Origin of the sequence: Paraphotobacterium marinum, from assembly GCF_002216855.1 — a bacterium.
GTDB classification, from domain to species: domain Bacteria; phylum Pseudomonadota; class Gammaproteobacteria; order Enterobacterales; family Vibrionaceae; genus Paraphotobacterium; species Paraphotobacterium marinum.
Map to the genome: position 1 here is coordinate 1,385,511 of NZ_CP022355.1, position 17,122 is coordinate 1,402,632.

Genomic DNA, 17,122 nt, shown 5'->3' on the forward strand with positions numbered 1-17,122 from the left:
TAAATATGAACATATTAAATATTCACATTATTTGGACAATCGTAATCTTTATTACAATTATTGGCATCATTTTTTGGGCATTCAGTCGAAAAAACAAATCTAACTTTGAACAAATAGCAAAAAGTATACTCGACTCCGATCAAAGTGGTAAGGAAGAAAAATGAATGTTTTTTGGGACTTGTGGGTAATTTTTTTCACTGTCATCACTCTCCTATTCATCGCTGTCTTAATAATTTATATAAATAAAAATATCTGTGATGTTCCTGAAGGACAAGAGATGGACCATGAGTACGATGGAATCAAAGAAATAAATAACCCACTTCCTAGTTGGTGGGTAAAAATGTTTTGGATGACAATAATTTTTGCTGTTATTTATATGTTGCTCTACCCTAGCTTTTCCAATTTCAAGGGAATTTTAAACTGGCAAAGCTCTGAAAAAAACATTTCATCCAAACATGACATAATTGAAAGCCTCAAACATGCCGACAAAACGAATGTTTGGGATGGATATATTGCGGAAATGAAATTGGCGGAACAAAAATATGATAAAGTTTTAAAAAAGATTCTTTATGACGATAATGGAAAAAAGAAAAATATAACTGAACTAGTGCAAAATTTAGACGCAATACAAATCGGACAAAATTTATTTGAGCAAAACTGCTCTCAATGTCATGGAGTAAATGCGCAAGGACAAAAATCTTTTCCAAATTTAACTGATAGCGACTGGATTCATGGTGATTCATTAGAGCAAATTACTAATATCATAAAAAATGGAAAAGTTAATAGAATGCCTCCATGGCAAAATACTTTCACGAACACTCAGATTAAAGACTTAGTCTCCTATGTATTAAGTTTATCAGGTCGAACGGTAAACCTGCAATCAGCTGAATCTGGAAAAAAATTATTTACAGCCTGTGCTGGCTGTCACGGCATTTCTGGCCAGGGCAACATAACTTTAGGCGCACCTAATTTAACTGATCAAAACTGGTTATATGGCGGAAGTCGGGATGATGTTTACCATTCCATAGCTCTTGGTAGAAAGGGGGTTATGCCCGCATGGGGGGATATATTATCTGAAAATAAAATCTTACTAATTATTGCCTATATTAAACATTTTCAATACCTTGATATTGTCCAAAAGGAAAATAAACTTAATGATAAAAAAGAGAAGTCTTAATGGAGTATTATTTTTAATTCTGGGTATACCTATTTTATCCTTAATTATTGGGATCATAGCTATTTATTTGAGCCAAGTTCATAAAGAGCATGTTATTTTTAATTCTGAAAATCACATAAAATCTCAAAAATATAAGAACTTAAATGAGGACAAGATTCTTATCGCAAAAAAAATGAAAATAAAAATTGATGTTACTTTTCAAAAAACACAACTGGTCGTTCATTTACAAAAAGGACTTCTTAGCAAATACCCGCTGTTAAAAATCAAAGTATATCATAAAACAATGAAGGATCTTGATCGCACCTTTATTGTGAAAAGTAAAGATAATAATGGTTATTACAATATAGATACTCAATTAAAAGAGCCTTCCATTTTTAATATTTCAGTAGAACCATTAGATGGTGACTGGATAGTGATTCAAAAGGCTAATATCAATGTGTAAGCAAGAATGTTTCCATTGTGGAGAAACCATAAAAAATAAAGAATTATTTTTAGAAATAAATAATAAACAGGAAGTTTTTTGTTGCATTGGGTGTCTTTCAATTGCAAATATTTTAAAAGAAAACAATCTATTATCATTTTATCAGTTCAGAAAGGACAAAAATCAAACTCAAATAATTCCAGAAAATTTAAAAGTATTTGATCATGAAAACGTTCAAAAAAAATATACCTCCTCAACTAAAGTAAACACCAATGAAATTACCCTTGTAATATCAAATATTTCTTGTGCTGCTTGCTCATGGGTGATCGAGCAAAGCTTAGAAAGAGCAAATGGCATTATATCAGTTAAAGTAAACAGTCAATCCTCACGAGCACATATTCATTGGAACCCAACAGAATTAAAACTTTCTGATATTTTATTTAAGATTCATCAACTGGGCTTTAAAGGTGTACCCTACAACAAAACAAATGAAGAAGAAAATTTTATTCAAGAACAAAAAAAACTAATAAAAAAAATTGGAATATCTTCAATCTGTTCAATGCAAGTTATGATGTTTACCATAATACTATATTATGAATTTTTTAATTTTATAGAGTCAACCTATATTCAAATTTTTAGATGGTTATGTTTTATTTTCTGTTTACCCGTAATTACCTATTGTGCTTCTGAGTTTTATAAAAACACATACAAAGGTTTTAAACTAAAAATGATTAATATGGATTGTACTATTTCCGTAGCCATTATTGCTTTATTCTTTTCTAGCTTTTATTACACCATTACAATGACTCATGAAGTTTATTATGAGTCGATCTGTATGTTTGTAACAATCATATTGTCCTGTAAATATTTTCAAAAAACCACTCTTCATAAAACATTTTTTAAAACACAATACAGTTCAGATCTGCCTTTGACGGTTAAAAACACAAATAATGAAATAATTTTAACCGACGAGCTAAAAGTCGGAGATGAAATAATTGTCCCTGCGGGTCATATTATTGGGGCTGATGGTCAAGTTTCATCGGGGGTTTCCTCTGTAAATGAAAGTATTTTAACAGGAGAGTTTAAACCTCAAAAAAAAACAAAAAAAGACTCTGTTTTTGCAGGTACTAAAAATATCGATTCTGAAATTATAGTTACCGTAGGTAAAATACCCTCTGAGTTTTATATCAATCAAATTAGCTCAATTAATGAAAAGGCATTAATGCACAAGCCGCATATATTGTTATGGGCGGAAAAAACATCTCAATACTTTTTGCTTTTTATATTTACCCTCTCATTTCTATGTTATTTATTCTGGGCCGGTGCTAATACAAATCAAGCACTCTACTTTTCAATAACCGTTCTAGTTGCAAGTTGTCCTTGTGCTTTAACATTATCAATTCCTGCGGCTGTAGCAAGCTTGTTGTTTCGATTAAATCGAGAAGGGTTTTTTATTAAAAAAGGAAGTATTATTGAAATAATCCCAAAGATTAAAACTATTTATTTTGATAAAACAGGTACCTTATCTAAAGGTGATTTTTCATTAATAAAAGTTAAATTGTATAAAGGATTTCATCAATTTGATAAAAATAAGATATTAGCTATTTGTGCTTCATTGGAAAAAAACTCCACTCACCCAATAGGAAAGCCTTTTTTAAAGTATGTGGATGAAAAAGTTAATGTATCAAGTGTAAAAGTTTTTGCATCAAAAGGAGTTGTGGGTAGATTTAACAGCGATACTTATAAAATTGGAAAGATTGACTTTGTGGAACAAAGTACCTCCAAGAAAAATGATTTAAATTATAATGTTTTTCTGAGTAAAAATAATAAAATTATTGCCGCTTTTCTACTTCAAGATAAGTTAAGAAACGATACAGCTTCTGTTTTAAGTTTTTTTGCAAAATTAAAGAAAAAGGTAATTATTTTAACAGGCGATACACAAAAAAATACGCAAACTCTACTTAAAGAGCTCCCGATTAACAACATATGTGCGGATATGACAGCACATCAAAAGCATGAAGTTATTAAAAAAAACAAAAATGAAATAATGATGTCTGTTGGTGATGGAGCAAACGATGCAAACTTTCTTGCTGAATCATATTTATCTGTTGCCATGAATCAATCAGCCAATATTACAAAGCAGTCTGCTGATATCATCTTAGCCAAAGATAATATCTCATTAATTAAAAAGCTTTTTCAATATACAACTATTGCAAATTTAATCATTAAACAAAATATCATCATTTCTTTTTTTTATAATATCGTAATGATACCTTTGGCATTCTTTGGTTTTTTATCACCTTTGATTGCAGCAGCTGGTATGTCATTAAGCTCTATTGTGGTAATACTTAACTCATTAAGACTAACTAAGAAAAGGAGTTTTTTATGACTTTAAAAATCTTAATTATTTTAATTCCTATCGCTATTTTTTTTACCATTATTGCTATTTATTTTTTTCATTGGGCTATCAAACAAAAGCAATATGAAGATTTAGAAAAAGAGACTTTCAATATTTTTAATGAAGGCAGTCCAAATTTACATACTAAAAATAAAAAAAATGATTGATATATTTTTATCATCTTTTTTCATCGGTGTAATAGGCTCTACTCATTGTCTATCTATGTGTGCAGGTATTTCTTGTTTAGTATGTATGAACAAAAAAAACTCCAATATTCATATTATAATGTATAACCTTGGAAGAATATCAAGTTATGTTATTGCTGGTATTTTAGTTACTTATTTATCCTCTTTGCTTTTTTCATTAATAAGTTTATCAAAGTACCTCATCACTTTGAAAATACTTGCTAATCTTTTAGTCTGTTTTATTGGCTTATATCTTTTGGGTATAAGTTCAATTATAAAATCTTTGGAACATTTTGGTTTTTTTATTTGGACTAAATCATTTTCAAAATTAACCAAGCCGTTTTCATCTAACTCACTGACTTCAAGGATTTTCACTGGATTTATTTGGGGTTGGATTCCTTGTGGATTAGTCTATTCTTCATTAAGCTATGCCGCATTAACGGGTGATATACTCCAAGGAAGTCTTATAATGCTATGTTTTGGATTGGGGACCTTGCCTATGATGTTTTTTGTTGGTAAAGCATCGCTTCAATCAAAAGGGCTAATTTTTAAAAAATACATTAAATATATAGGCGGTTTATCTCTTGTAATTTATGGTCTATTCTCAATTATATTAAATCTAAGATCTGTATTAAGTATCTAAAATTAAAAATAAGATTTAATATAAAGGTATACATCTTAAGTAAAATATTTGATATCTTAATTTTAATACTAACTAATGAAAAATAATATTATGGACAAATATAAAAATATTCTAGTAGTTATTGACCCCGAAAAAAAAGAGCAAATTTCATTAAAAAAGCTTTTAATTTTGCCTTAAAAGAAAAAGATGTGAAAATTGAAGTATTAATGGTCATTTATGATTTCTCCTTCGAGATGACATCGATGATTTCAAAAGAAGAACGTCACAATATGCGTGATGCAGTTTTAAAACAACAAAAAAACTGGATATTCGAGGCTATTAAAGAACAAAATGAGCACAATTTTGATGTTAGTATTTCTGTTCTTTGGCATAATCGTCCTTTTGAAGCAATCATCAACCATGTTATCGATAACAAAAATGATCTTGTTATCAAAGCAACTCATCATCATGATAAGTTAGGCTCTTTAATTTTCACTCCTACAGACTGGCATCTTCTTAGAAAATGTCCTTCCCCTCTATTATTAGTGAAAAATTTAGAATGGCAACCAGGCCAAAAAATCGTTTCTTCTGTTCATGTTGGTAGTGAAAATAAAGACCACATCAAACTAAATTCAAAAATAGTTGCCGAAACCATAAAAATTTCCAAAATATTAGATGGTGAAGTAAATTTGCTAAATTCATACCCACCAACACCGGTCAACATAACGGTAGAAATTCCTGAGTTTGACCCAAATACTTATTCTAAAACAATGAGAAATCATCATATACTAGGTATGAAAGCTTTGAGACAAAACTTTGGCCTTCCAGAGGAAAAAACTTTTGTTTTAGAAGGCATACCTAGTGATATTATCCCCCAGTTTTGTGATGATCATAACGCAGAAGTTGTTGTTCTTGGAACTACTGGTAGAACAGGGTTATCAGCCGTATTTATTGGAAATACAGCTGAAAGTATAATTGATAAAGTCAAGTCAGATGTTTTAGCTATAAAACCCGATGGTTATGTAAGTCCCCTAGATCCAGAAAACTTATATAACTCTTGATAATTTCAAATAATCTTCAATTTTGAAAACCTAGATTTTTTAGGTTTTCTATATCAAACCTTCTCTCTCTCCAAATGTTTCAAACAAATTTTATATCGTTTAACAATCACTTTGCTTTATATTAACCACATAGTATAATTCACAGTCTTTTCATTGCAAAACATGTAAACAAAAACTGAAAACTGAGGCTAAGGTAAGTATGTTACAAAAACTTTCAAATAATCAACTTAAATTACAAAAGAAAATTAGGGGATTAACAGGAAAAGCCATAAAACAATATAATATGATCGAAGATGGTGACAAAATTATTGCAGCTATTTCAGGCGGTAAAGATAGTTTCGTGATGCTAGATACTCTTTTACACTTTAAAAAAGTTGCTCCAATCAAATTCGAAGTTGTCGCGGTTAATTTGGATCAAAAACAGCCCGGTTTTCCAGAGCATGTATTACCAGAATATTTTGAAAAACATAATATAGATTATTACATTATCGACAAAGATACATACTCTATTGTAAAAGAAAAATTACCCGAAGGTAAGACAACTTGTTCATTATGTTCTAGATTAAGAAGAGGTTCACTGTATAGCTTTGCAGAGGAAATTAATGCAACTAAAATCGCTTTAGGTCACCATATGGATGACGTTGTTGAAACCCTATTTTTAAATATGTTCAATAATGCAAAATTAAAAGCAATGCCCCCAAAATTGTTGAGTGACGACAAGAGAAATATTGTTATACGTCCATTAACCTTTTGTAGAGAAAGCGATATTGCAAAATATGCAAAAATTTGTCAGTTTCCGATCATCCCTTGTAATTTATGTGGTTCTCAGGAAAACCTTCAACGCAAAGTGATCAAGTCAATGCTTTTGACTTGGGAAAAAGATCATCCAGGTCGAATTGAAAATATATTTAACAGTATTAGAAATATTAGTTCTTCTCAACTTGCTGATGAAAAAGTTTTTGACTTTGAGAACCTTACACTTAATAGGCAAGAATCAAGAGCTAAATATGATCATGCTGGTCCACAAATTTCTCATTCTAATTTGATAGAAATATTTCATAGTATTTAAAGCAAACTTGATTACTAAAAAATATTAAATCCAGCCAAACTTCAATTAAAAAGACTTACTTGATTAAATTGTAAGTCTTTATTTCATATTTTTTGAAAGCTTTACCAGTCGTCTCCACCAAAATCATCAAAACCAAAGCCACCGCTGTCATCACCCCAGTCAGATGAAAGGTCATTATCTATTTGATTATCTTGTAAATATGAATCATTTTGTGCGACATGGTCGGCAATTGATGGATCATCAACACTTGCATTATTTATAGTCTCATTATTTATAGTCTCGTTATTTACAGTTTCAGAAGTTTGACCTGAACCTGCTAAAAAACCATTTGATGAACCCGAAAATAAATGAGAAATACCCTGAAACAATAAAGCTCCACCGGCTACCCCTGCGGCAGTTGATGCTGCTTGAGCTAGAAAACTGCTTCCGCCACTCATTCGATTTGAGCCAGCAGCTCCTTGTTGAAATTGCCCATTCTGAATAGGTGGTTCTTGTCTTTGAGAAGAAGCATAGTCTCTTGGATCAAAATCTTTCGAAGCTGCACTTTGTCTAGATTGTCCTGAGTTTGAGTCAGTTTCCTGTTTTGCGGCATTGTTGCCAAATAAACCACCTAAAAAACTAGTCTTTGGGGGTTCCTTCTCTAAAGACTCAATCTTATCCTCAAGCTCTTTTATTTTTTCTTGGGCACTAGTTAATGCTTGTTCTTGTAATAAAACTGCCTGTGTTAATAAATATAAAGCATTTTTTTCAGAAGCAATCAATTTATTGATTAAATCATTTGCTTCTACGTCAACGTGCTCCACTTGAGTTGATTTTAATCTTTGTGCTAAATTTTCAATCAAAAGTCTTTCTTGTTCTTGCATCTTAATCACTCCATAACTTTAGTATTTCATTGATATATAATATATGTATCCTCAAAAATAATTATCAAGTTAAGGTTAAATTTTTCAAAGTGATCTCAATCAAAAAATAAATTAAAATGGAACTGGAAACTCCTTCCTAACCAATTCTATTTGTTCTAATATCTCTTTATTAAGATTTAATTCAATAGAGTTAATATTATTATTTAACTGTTCTAAACTAGTTGCACCTACTATTGATGAGGACATATATTTTTTTCTTAAAGTAAAAGCAATGGATAGCTGACAAAGATCTAATCTAAATTTTTTTGCGATTTCCAAATAATGCTGGACTGCTAGTTGAACTTTAGGATTAATTCTAGGTGCGTAACGTCCATGAGGATCCCATTCTTTTGAGAATCTTGTCCCCTTTAATGGTATGCCTTCTAAATATTTACCACTTAATACACCCATCTGTAATGGTGACCAAGACAAGTAAGAAATACCTTCGAGCGAGCATGTTTCCATTACATCATGCTCATCTCTCCTTCTTAGAAGATTATATTCATTTTGAACACTGACAATACGCGGTAAATTAAATTTTTCTGACAATCGACAAAACTGATTAATGCCCCATGCTGAATCATTAGATAGCCCAATATGCTTTATTTTCCCCTCTTTAATCAAACCATCACATGTATTTAATATCTCAATTATATTTTCGCATATTTGATTTTTAGATTTGTTATTTTCTGGAGGCTCATATCCCCACCAATTGGCAAAATGATAATTAGGCCTATTTGTAACCCAATGCAACTGAAATAAATCAATATAATCTGTTTTTAATCTTTTCAGACTATTGTTCACAGCTAATTTTATATTTTCAGAATTTATAGATGGAGACTTTTCATTTCTAGCCCAAGATATTGGGGAAATTTTTGTAGCTAAAAAAACCTCATCACGCTGTTTTCTTGATGCTAACCAATTACCAATAATAATTTCTGTTTTGCCATAGCTATTAGCGTTTGGGGGAACAGGGTACATCTCAGCAGTATCCCAAAAATTTACTCCTTTTGATAATGCAAAATCCATCTGCTCAAATGCTTCTAATTCTGTGTTTTGATGACCCCATGTCATTGTACCTAAACAAATTCTACTGATTTTAGATGTTGTATTTCCTAAAATTGAATATTTCATGTAATGACCTGTCTATGTAATAGTCACAAATATATAACTGACTGATTAAAATGCATTTTTTTATTTTAACACTTTTTGTGTTTTTAGTATTATATTTATATATACTTATTTTATTCTTTTTATACATTATGACTCAAATATTACAAATATTATCCAATACCCCACTTTGGGTTTATATCCTGTTCATTTTTTTAATAAATATTGGGATAAAAGCATCAAAGCCATCTGAGGTTTCGCTCTTAAAAATTTCAATTCTCCCTGTTATCTTCACTTATTTAACTTTTCATAGTTTAATTACACAGACATCTGTATCCTTATCAAACATAACAATTTTAATAATTTCTCTCATAGTTGGGGTATTGGGAGGAATCTTACAATCAAAAAAAATTGGCTATTCTTATAACAGGAAAACAAAAAAAATAGAAAGTCCTGGAACGTGGACTACTCTTATTTTGATACTTCTTATTTTCGTAACAAAGTTCTATTTTGGATATATGATTGCTGCTCACCCATCAATTCTCATTAAAAATCACATGTTTGACGTTTCATATATATTTATTTGTGGTATTTGTAGTGGTTTATTTATTGGAAGATTTATATATTCTTTGTTGTTGGTTGAAAAATCCAAACATAAAGACTGAAAATTTTTTATTAGAAAAATCAAAGTCAGTGTCATAATAAATTATATAGTTATCATAGACAATGTAGTACTTTAGAACACATGTACTATACTATTTTATGAAGAAAACTTTGGTTATTCAAAAAATAACCTGTACATGGAGGTATCTGTATGAAAAAAAAGCATATAATTAATTTAAAAAGAAAAAATGAATTATCACCTAAACAAGCCGCACAATTACTTTTATTAAAAATAGAAATGATGAAAGTTGAAATTCAAAAAGCTGAAAAAAAGTTAAAAAATATATCTAATCAAATAAAATAACGGAATAAATTGAATCATTTTTCGTTTAACCACATGTTTTTAAATGTACTTTGATAGGTTGGCGATATAATTAATTCTTCATTATTTTCCATTTTAATTACATAATGCTTCTTAGAGGTAGATACAATACCTCTAACTCTTTTTATATTAACTATGAATGAGCGATGAACTTGAACAAAAACTATCGGAAGTTGCGATTGAATTTCCTTTAAAGTTTTTCTAATCACGTAAACATTTTTGTTATAGTGTATATCAATGTAGTTACGGTCTGATTTAAAATAAACAATATCATCAACTTTTAAAACTACTTTTTCATGTCCTTTATCAACAAGAATAACACTAATATCATTATTAGTTTTTGCTTTTATGTTAGTTTTAGATTCGTCTTGTTTTCGTTGATTAATTAATTTTTGAAATGTTTTATGTGTTAAGAGCATAAAGTTTGTTCTTTTGTTCGCTATTAAAAGGAAATAAAAAATTATAATATCAAACATACTTTCGTTATGCATAATGACTTTATTCAACAACCAGTTTAATGAAAATGTTTCTTTATTATAATGAAAAAAAGTATACAAACTTATTAGAAATAAGTAATAAATTATTATAGAAATCAAAGGGTAAATTACAGTTTTTCTGAGTGAGGAATTGTTTATTCTAGCCATAAAAAGGAATAAAAAAATTACGGCGATTAGTAATGATGCAAAACTAATTAAGTGATGATCTGTTTCAATAATTAATTCATATAAATATGATGGGTGAAATGATTTGACAACATCTCCCTTATATTTCAATACTTGGCCATGAGAATAATATATATATGCGACGTTAAATGTTAACCAAACTTTTTTAATAATTAAAAATACAATGTACCAAAAAAACAATTTAAGGCTAAAGCTTTCTTTTTCTACCATTAACACACTCTTTTTATGACCAAAATATATTTTGCAAACAAAAATAAATGAATTTCATAATCATTTTATTTCTCTGCTTAAGTAAAATTAGCACGTCTTCAATATTTTTTTTAAATTTTGATCAAAAAAACTTGATAAATGTTTTACTGTATATTACTGTATATATATACAGTAATACAGGTAAAAATGGAATTGAGCATGATTTACGTTAATGATATAAATAACGGCACTACTTTTAATTACGATAATACATCAAGCAACATAAACTCTATTTTAAAACAAGTTAAAAAATATAACGACGAGAAACGTTGGATATTATTTATAACTAATGACTTAAAAATAAATAAGAAAAAATTATTTGAGGAAGGAATAAATTTAGATAAAGTCATTGTTTTCAATAATTTTAATGAACATGATAATGATTTAATTATTTGTAAAGCAATTAAAGAAGGTAATTGCAGCTCTATCATTATTGATAATATCCTTACAAAAGAAGCTGACTATGTTATTAACTATTATTCGATGATAAAGAAAACTGATGTTTTAAAACTGCATTAAAAAAATAAAAAGTCGGCTTCAAATCAATTAAATAATTTTATGAGGCCGATCGTATTTATATATAGCTGTCAAAATATACCACAATTTTTCAAGTGTTTATTTTTTTACGGTATGATTTTTAAAGTAAAATAGCTTAATTATTTTTGAAGTTGGATCCGACTTATAAATTTGACCATCATTATTTACCTCAGCTATTCCAATCCCAACAGCACTTAATTTTTTAGGTAGTTTAAAATAAGTTTTCTCAATGACACCATTAAGTTGTTCTTTTAATCTATTACTAATCTTTACATTTAAAAAATCTGAGGGCGATAATAAGGTTATATGGGGTTTATAAGATAAAAACCCTGTAGGAGTTCCAAAGTCTTTGAATAAATTAATGGCATTTTTTCGATCCTTAGCCCAACATGGTATGGTAGCTCTTTGATCTCGCATAGCAAAAAATTTCGCAGTAACCTTATCTGAAAGCGCTTGTAGTGTTACATTATTTTTTAAGTTCAACATTAAAAATGCTCCAGAAAAAGATGTCGTACTTTTATTTATTTCAATTGAAATATCTTTCTTAGATACACTCTTAGAAATTATTTTCAGAGTATCCTGAATATCTTCAATTCTATTAGGTTGAAAGTGAGCTAAATACAATGTTACATGTATATAGTGTCCTTTATTTTTTGACATAGTGTATTTTCTTGATTTTTCGTCAAAAATTTTTGCAGTTTTTTGCAATTTATTTGGAACAATTAAAAAAATATCATATTGTGGAGTCTCATTATATTCATTACAAAATTTTTGTTTAGATACAGGATCTTTTGCAAATAAACTTAATGATAAAGCACATATAGTTAAAAGAAAAAAGTATTTAAGATTCACAATGATATCCATTATTTATTAAAAAAAGTATATTGGCATACAATTATTTCAATTAAATGAAATTTTCTATTGTTTATATTGCAAACTAATATTTTGTTATATTTTTTATTTAAAAAGGAATTAATTTATTAACAATAAGTTATAATGCGTTATAAAACACAACATTTATTCATACAAATGTTTAGTTGTATTCTTAATATGTCTCTCAATTACAAAGTTAAAAATAAATTGACAACAAAATTGAACTTTAAGGAAAAAGTGCACTCTATATAGGTATAGAATTTTTTCATTTTTCCTTGTTTATTTATATTCATTTTTTTGAAGCCCTCATTTTGAGGGTTTTTTTATGGAAATTAATTAATCTTGAGACTCTGTTTGCTCTTTTTTAACTTATTTTGTTTTATTTACACAATCAGAATATTAATAGAATAAGTAAGGTAAGTGAACAGTATTTATCTTAGAAAGATTCAATTTTTTTTTATATTGTTTTAGGCTCAAACCAAATTGATGTTGAAATCGTTGAGCAAATCGTGCTTCTGATTTGTAGCCACATAAATGCGCAAGCTCTATGTGTGAATATGGCTTAGTTTGCAACAAGCTCAATACATACCCCATTCTTAGCTCGGCTAATACATCCCTAAATTGGGTATTCTCATATTTTAATCGTCTCATTAATGTCGATTTACTTAGTACAAAATTATCACATACCGATGCAATGATGTGATTGGCTTTGGGCGCATCATTAAAATATTGGGTTAACTTATTTTGGCAGTTGTTTATTAACTTTTTCAATCCAGAATATTGAAGGATAAATCACAGGTACATTACGAAGATTCTGAGGTCGATTCCCATTGTAATAATTAAGCTTTATGATGCCTGACATGTTTTCTTTTTATAAACCTTGTAACCATTTATTGATAATAGCAATAAATAGACACAAAGTTTATTCCTTTAGTTAATAATATAAGTGTTAATTAGCGTACATACGTTGAAGTAATCGTTGATTTACCTAACGCTGTTGCATTCAGCATGTAGCTCACTAATGCACATGATGCGTCTTCAGGTACTTCAAGCTTTTCTACTGGCAGAGCCCAGACAGTAAATTGATAACGATGCATACCGTGACCTTCTGGAGGACAAGCGCCACCGTAACCCATAGAGCCATAATCATTACGCATCTCTAAACCAGAGGCAATTTTACCTGATGCGCCCTGCTCGATTGATGTTGTTGATGCGGGAATATTGATCACTTGCCAGTGCCAGAAACCGCTTTCAGTTGGCGCATCGGGATCAAAACAAGTGATTGCAAAACTTTTCGTGCCTTCTGGCGCGTTTTCCCATGATAATTGTGGAGAAATGTTGTCACCATCGTTTCCAAAACTGTTAAATGAAAAGCGTTTATCTTTGAGTTGACCTTCTGTGATGTCTTGGCTGTTTAATTTTAAAGTTGTCATTTTTTTATTTCCTCTTATTTTGTTGTTGGAATAATAATAGAGCTATTCTAACAACAAAAAATATCATTAAGTTCCAACTTAAAGATAAATAATGATTTATTTGATACCTTTTGTTTTAATTTAGTTTTTTTATAATCCAAAGCGTATTTATTTAAATAAAAAACCAGTTTTTTACTTTAGGGAAGTTACTATCCTCTAAATATATAAAGAGTGTTCTGTATTGAGTAGAATATAAAAACGAACACAAAAATTTTGATTATATTGTGTTCGTCAGATAATTACCTACATATTCTCTATTAACTAAGGTAATAGAGAATAATTCTTTTTTAATAATCTACATTACCACCCCATAATAGGAGATATATAGTTAGAATAAAGTTCAGACGATATCTTTCCACTTCCAGTACTTGAACTATCACAAACTGGATGTGTCCAATCCGACATCATGTCGCCATCAACAGGGTTAATACTTACCCAACTTGATGGATCTATTGAATATAGCCAATCATCTCCCCTATCTTCAACAATTTCATTATTCCAATCGAGAGCTTTTGCTAAATCAGGTGTTGCTCGGCCATATAAAGTTCCAATTAACATAATTTTAGAATTAGGGTGATCTAACTTCAATCTATCAATAAAATTATTCATAGTACTTTTCCATTCAAATTTAGTCGGCACAGTTGTTTTTCCATATGTAGAAAAATCATTTGTTCCAAGCATAATAACAATTAAATCAGCACTCTGATCAGGAACACTTGGGTTTTCCCAGAAATCAAAATCCCATATACCTGGATTATACCAAGCAAATTCAGTTTGGTTATAATAAATTGGTAATACATCATTCAAATCACCAGCACCATTCATAAATAAGCCTGCTCCTGATCTTGCAATAACCTGGAAGTCTGCATTACTTAGTCTAGCTGTTCTGGCTGGCCACGCCTTGTTTGCATTAGAGTTATCATTAGTTGGCCCTAAATTACAACCACCCCAAAGATTGCATTCACAACCATACCCTGCCGAAATTGAATCACCAATAAAAATTATTTTTCTATTTGAACGAGGATCAGGTTCAACTAAAATTCTATTTTCATCCAGAATAAATCCTTTAAAAGTAGATAACGTTCCACCCTCATTTCTTCTAAATAATTCTATAGTATGAGAACCATCAACTAAATTATTAGCTAATATATCTCTACCAGTTGGGTTAAGGTATAACCATTCACCACCATTAATTCTATAGTCCCATCTATTATCATCATCAAGTAAGACTGTTATACTAGTACCAGTGAATTTAGCTTTTATACCCGTTGCTCCCCACCCTGTTGTGGGATTTTGTAGATCACTACGGTTCCATCGACCGATATAGTTAATGTTATTATTTGAAGCTAAAATAATATTTGATCGAAAATTTAATTCACCCGTTTCGAAACTCGTATCGATAGTCGAACTAATATCATTTTCATTACTATCATCCTCAGAGAAAACGATATTGGTTTCATCACTATTGTCTGTTGGTTGTGGATTATTTGGATTAATATTCGTGCCAAAATGGAATTCAATACACTCATTATAGTCATTTGCAATTAATGAAGTGAATGCTGTTTGATAAGAAACAAGCTTACACGAGTATTGTTCGGCACTATTATCCTCATAATTTCTATCCCAAAAAATATTTACAGATGCGGCACCCTCAGAATTAAATGGAAGCATATCTGCGCAATTTAGCTTTTCTTCAGGATTTATAGTAACACCAAAAAAATTTGCAAAACTTTCATAATAGCTTATTCGACTTAGTGATTGACTTAACTCCTCTCCTTTATTGCATTCAACTCCTCCATTTATAATTTGAGTTGTAACTCCGAAACCAACCTTTAAATTTCGCGATAAATCACTTGAATTTGGCTTCCATACACCCTCTACAACCAAGTATATGCTAGGTTTCGGTGGTTGTGGATTCATATAAAAGAAGATAGCACTAGATAAATTTAACCAACTATCTGCTACTAATTCAGGACTATTTAACAAAACACTCACATCATTAAACATAAATTTTGAAAATTGGCCGTAATTATAATTATACGAAAGTTGTTTAGCTCCTCTACCATAGAAACTTTTAAAGTCCCCATTACTAAAACGACCACAAGGCCATACTTGACTCTGCCAAGCATTTTCTGAGCACTCATCATTATATCCATTCCTAGAATTTTCATCCCATCCAATTTCTCTTAAATAAAACAATCCCTGTCTCCACAGCTCGGCTTCCTCGTAACTTGAAGACATTCCTGTTTCTTGTACCATATGCGCAAATAACACGGTTAAATGTTTTCTACACACATAATCAGAGTTCACATTATTATCATGTGTCTTACAAAATTGAGTAAATTTAGCGACAGCTTTTAAAAAGTTACTGTATGTATAGGCTAAATTTCTAACTGGAAATAGATAATCCCAAGAATCTGAACTCAATATTCTTTCAACTCTTTTTACATTATCTGGATTCATTGGACTTAAAGGAATGACTGACTCAACAACCTCATTTTGAGCCAATTTCATAGAATCATTATATATAATTAATAACTCTTCTGAACTCAAAGTTTGAGTTTCTTGTATCAATAAATTATCTTGATTACTATTATTAACAACTGTAGTAGGTTCGTTTTCATTTGCACTATCAAAAATCTCATCAGAAGCATTTGTATTTTCTATGACAGTTACGTCATTATTAACTTCTATCGGATCATCAACTATTGAAATTAACTCGGGTTCAACAGTATCATCTGATAAATTTTCAGTAACTTCATTTTGACTCTCTATAGTATTTTCAGAACTTACATTATAAACAGGCTCAATAGTTACCTCTATTTCTTTCCAAGCTGGATATGGTACTGGTAAGTCTGGTCTTTCAGAGGTATTCCACCACTGAGATTCGTAAATCGTGCCTAGATAATTTACGCGATTACCCTGCACATATATTTTATCAGGATCCCAGTTTTCATAAATTACCTTTTCATTATTTGTATTATTTTCAGGAACAACCATATTAATTACATCCCAAGGACCGAATGTTGATAACTGTGGTTTATCGCCTCTAGTCCACCATTTTGCAATAAAAATATTATTATCAAGTTTTACTTTATCATTTTGGACATAAATTTTTGAGGATCCCATAAATCTATCACCTCAGAATATATTGGAAATATTGGGAAAAACATTATTAAGCTAAAAAAAATTATTTTTAAGTATTTTTCTATCATATTGTTCACCATTAATAAAATCGTTATTAATTAAGTAAACGTCAGCTTTAATATCGATGTTTAACAAATTATCTAAAAGGTTTTTTTTTGGAAAAGGTTCAAGTTATAAATGAAAATAATTATCATTACCAATAATATTTGTGATCTGGATCACTTTTATAGT

General features: G+C 29.8%; 18 protein-coding genes. 11 read left to right on the forward strand and 7 right to left on the reverse strand.

All coding sequences use genetic code 11. From position 1 onward, the window contains the following. Nucleotides 1-5: 5 nt before the first annotated feature. From CF386_RS07140 to ttcA, 8 genes are all read left to right on the forward strand, one after another. Nucleotides 6-164, forward strand: a complete 159-nt coding sequence (locus CF386_RS07140) for a CcoQ/FixQ family Cbb3-type cytochrome c oxidase assembly chaperone (RefSeq protein ID WP_089073692.1) — start codon at nucleotides 6-8, stop codon at nucleotides 162-164. Further along, complete coding sequence (locus CF386_RS07145) at nucleotides 161-1,177, forward strand: c-type cytochrome (protein WP_089073693.1); 1,017 nt, start codon at nucleotides 161-163, stop codon at nucleotides 1,175-1,177. Before CF386_RS07140 ends, CF386_RS07145 begins: the two co-directional genes overlap by 4 nt. After that, nucleotides 1,155-1,619, forward strand: a complete 465-nt coding sequence (locus CF386_RS07150; RefSeq protein WP_089073694.1) for a FixH family protein — start codon at nucleotides 1,155-1,157, stop codon at nucleotides 1,617-1,619. The genes CF386_RS07145 and CF386_RS07150 overlap by 23 nt, the downstream gene beginning before the upstream one ends. Beyond that, nucleotides 1,612-3,987 carry a heavy metal translocating P-type ATPase gene (locus tag CF386_RS07155; RefSeq protein ID WP_089073695.1) on the forward strand — a complete coding sequence of 792 codons (2,376 nt, stop codon included), beginning with the start codon at nucleotides 1,612-1,614 and terminating at the stop codon, nucleotides 3,985-3,987. Before CF386_RS07150 ends, CF386_RS07155 begins: the two co-directional genes overlap by 8 nt. Further along, nucleotides 3,984-4,163 carry a cbb3-type cytochrome oxidase assembly protein CcoS gene (gene ccoS / locus CF386_RS07160; RefSeq protein WP_089073696.1) on the forward strand — a complete coding sequence of 60 codons (180 nt, stop codon included), beginning with the start codon at nucleotides 3,984-3,986 and terminating at the stop codon, nucleotides 4,161-4,163. The genes CF386_RS07155 and ccoS overlap by 4 nt, the downstream gene beginning before the upstream one ends. After that, complete coding sequence (locus tag CF386_RS07165; protein WP_158522327.1) at nucleotides 4,156-4,824, forward strand: sulfite exporter TauE/SafE family protein; 669 nt, start codon at nucleotides 4,156-4,158, stop codon at nucleotides 4,822-4,824. Before ccoS ends, CF386_RS07165 begins: the two co-directional genes overlap by 8 nt. 188 nt (nucleotides 4,825-5,012) lie before the next feature. Continuing rightward, nucleotides 5,013-5,864 (forward strand): universal stress protein UspE, encoded by an 852-nt coding sequence (gene uspE / locus CF386_RS07170; RefSeq protein ID WP_318778969.1) that lies wholly within the window; start codon nucleotides 5,013-5,015, stop codon nucleotides 5,862-5,864. Nucleotides 5,865-6,063: 199 nt separating this feature from the next. Next, entirely contained in the window at nucleotides 6,064-6,933 is an 870-nt protein-coding gene (gene ttcA, locus CF386_RS07175) for a tRNA 2-thiocytidine(32) synthetase TtcA (RefSeq protein ID WP_089073698.1), read from the forward strand. 101 nt (nucleotides 6,934-7,034) lie between these two features. On the opposite strand, the gene CF386_RS07180 is transcribed toward ttcA, so the two are convergent. Continuing rightward, on the reverse strand, nucleotides 7,035-7,796 hold the full coding sequence (locus CF386_RS07180; RefSeq protein ID WP_089073699.1) for a DUF2076 domain-containing protein: 762 nt from the start codon (nucleotides 7,794-7,796) through the stop codon (nucleotides 7,035-7,037). A 111-nt stretch (nucleotides 7,797-7,907) separates the two neighbouring features. After that, nucleotides 7,908-8,969 (reverse strand): aldo/keto reductase, encoded by a 1,062-nt coding sequence (locus tag CF386_RS07185; RefSeq protein ID WP_089073700.1) that lies wholly within the window; start codon nucleotides 8,967-8,969, stop codon nucleotides 7,908-7,910. 128 nt (nucleotides 8,970-9,097) lie between these two features. Between CF386_RS07185 and CF386_RS07190 the strand changes: the two genes are divergently transcribed. Then, the gene (locus tag CF386_RS07190; protein ID WP_145955021.1) at nucleotides 9,098-9,610 is read left to right on the forward strand and encodes a DUF6622 family protein; all 513 of its coding nucleotides are present in this window, start codon (nucleotides 9,098-9,100) and stop codon (nucleotides 9,608-9,610) included. Nucleotides 9,611-9,759: 149 nt separating this feature from the next. Further along, complete coding sequence (locus tag CF386_RS12785; RefSeq protein WP_158522328.1) at nucleotides 9,760-9,912, forward strand: hypothetical protein; 153 nt, start codon at nucleotides 9,760-9,762, stop codon at nucleotides 9,910-9,912. A gap of 14 nt (nucleotides 9,913-9,926) precedes the next feature. Here the strand turns inward: CF386_RS12785 and CF386_RS07195 are convergent, their stop codons facing one another. Further along, complete coding sequence (locus CF386_RS07195) at nucleotides 9,927-10,823, reverse strand: LytR/AlgR family response regulator transcription factor (RefSeq protein WP_089073702.1); 897 nt, start codon at nucleotides 10,821-10,823, stop codon at nucleotides 9,927-9,929. 198 nt (nucleotides 10,824-11,021) lie between these two features. Between CF386_RS07195 and CF386_RS07200 the strand changes: the two genes are divergently transcribed. Further along, nucleotides 11,022-11,381, forward strand: coding sequence for a SulA-like leucine-rich domain-containing protein (locus tag CF386_RS07200; RefSeq protein WP_158522329.1), 360 nt, complete (start codon nucleotides 11,022-11,024; stop codon nucleotides 11,379-11,381). A gap of 96 nt (nucleotides 11,382-11,477) precedes the next feature. Here the strand turns inward: CF386_RS07200 and CF386_RS07205 are convergent, their stop codons facing one another. The 4 genes from CF386_RS07205 to CF386_RS07220 all read right to left on the reverse strand — a co-directional run bounded on the left by CF386_RS07205 (nucleotide 11,478) and on the right by CF386_RS07220 (nucleotide 16,873). Beyond that, nucleotides 11,478-12,251 carry a hypothetical protein gene (locus tag CF386_RS07205; RefSeq protein ID WP_089073704.1) on the reverse strand — a complete coding sequence of 258 codons (774 nt, stop codon included), beginning with the start codon at nucleotides 12,249-12,251 and terminating at the stop codon, nucleotides 11,478-11,480. 420 nt (nucleotides 12,252-12,671) lie between these two features. Then, nucleotides 12,672-13,043, reverse strand: coding sequence for a helix-turn-helix domain-containing protein (locus CF386_RS07210; protein ID WP_225971702.1), 372 nt, complete (start codon nucleotides 13,041-13,043; stop codon nucleotides 12,672-12,674). A 182-nt stretch (nucleotides 13,044-13,225) separates the two neighbouring features. Continuing rightward, on the reverse strand, nucleotides 13,226-13,705 hold the full coding sequence (locus tag CF386_RS07215) for a YbhB/YbcL family Raf kinase inhibitor-like protein (RefSeq protein ID WP_089073705.1): 480 nt from the start codon (nucleotides 13,703-13,705) through the stop codon (nucleotides 13,226-13,228). Between the two features lie 339 nt (nucleotides 13,706-14,044). Next, nucleotides 14,045-16,873 carry a glycoside hydrolase family 19 protein gene (locus CF386_RS07220; protein ID WP_089073706.1) on the reverse strand — a complete coding sequence of 943 codons (2,829 nt, stop codon included), beginning with the start codon at nucleotides 16,871-16,873 and terminating at the stop codon, nucleotides 14,045-14,047. Nucleotides 16,874-17,122: the final 249 nt, after the last annotated feature.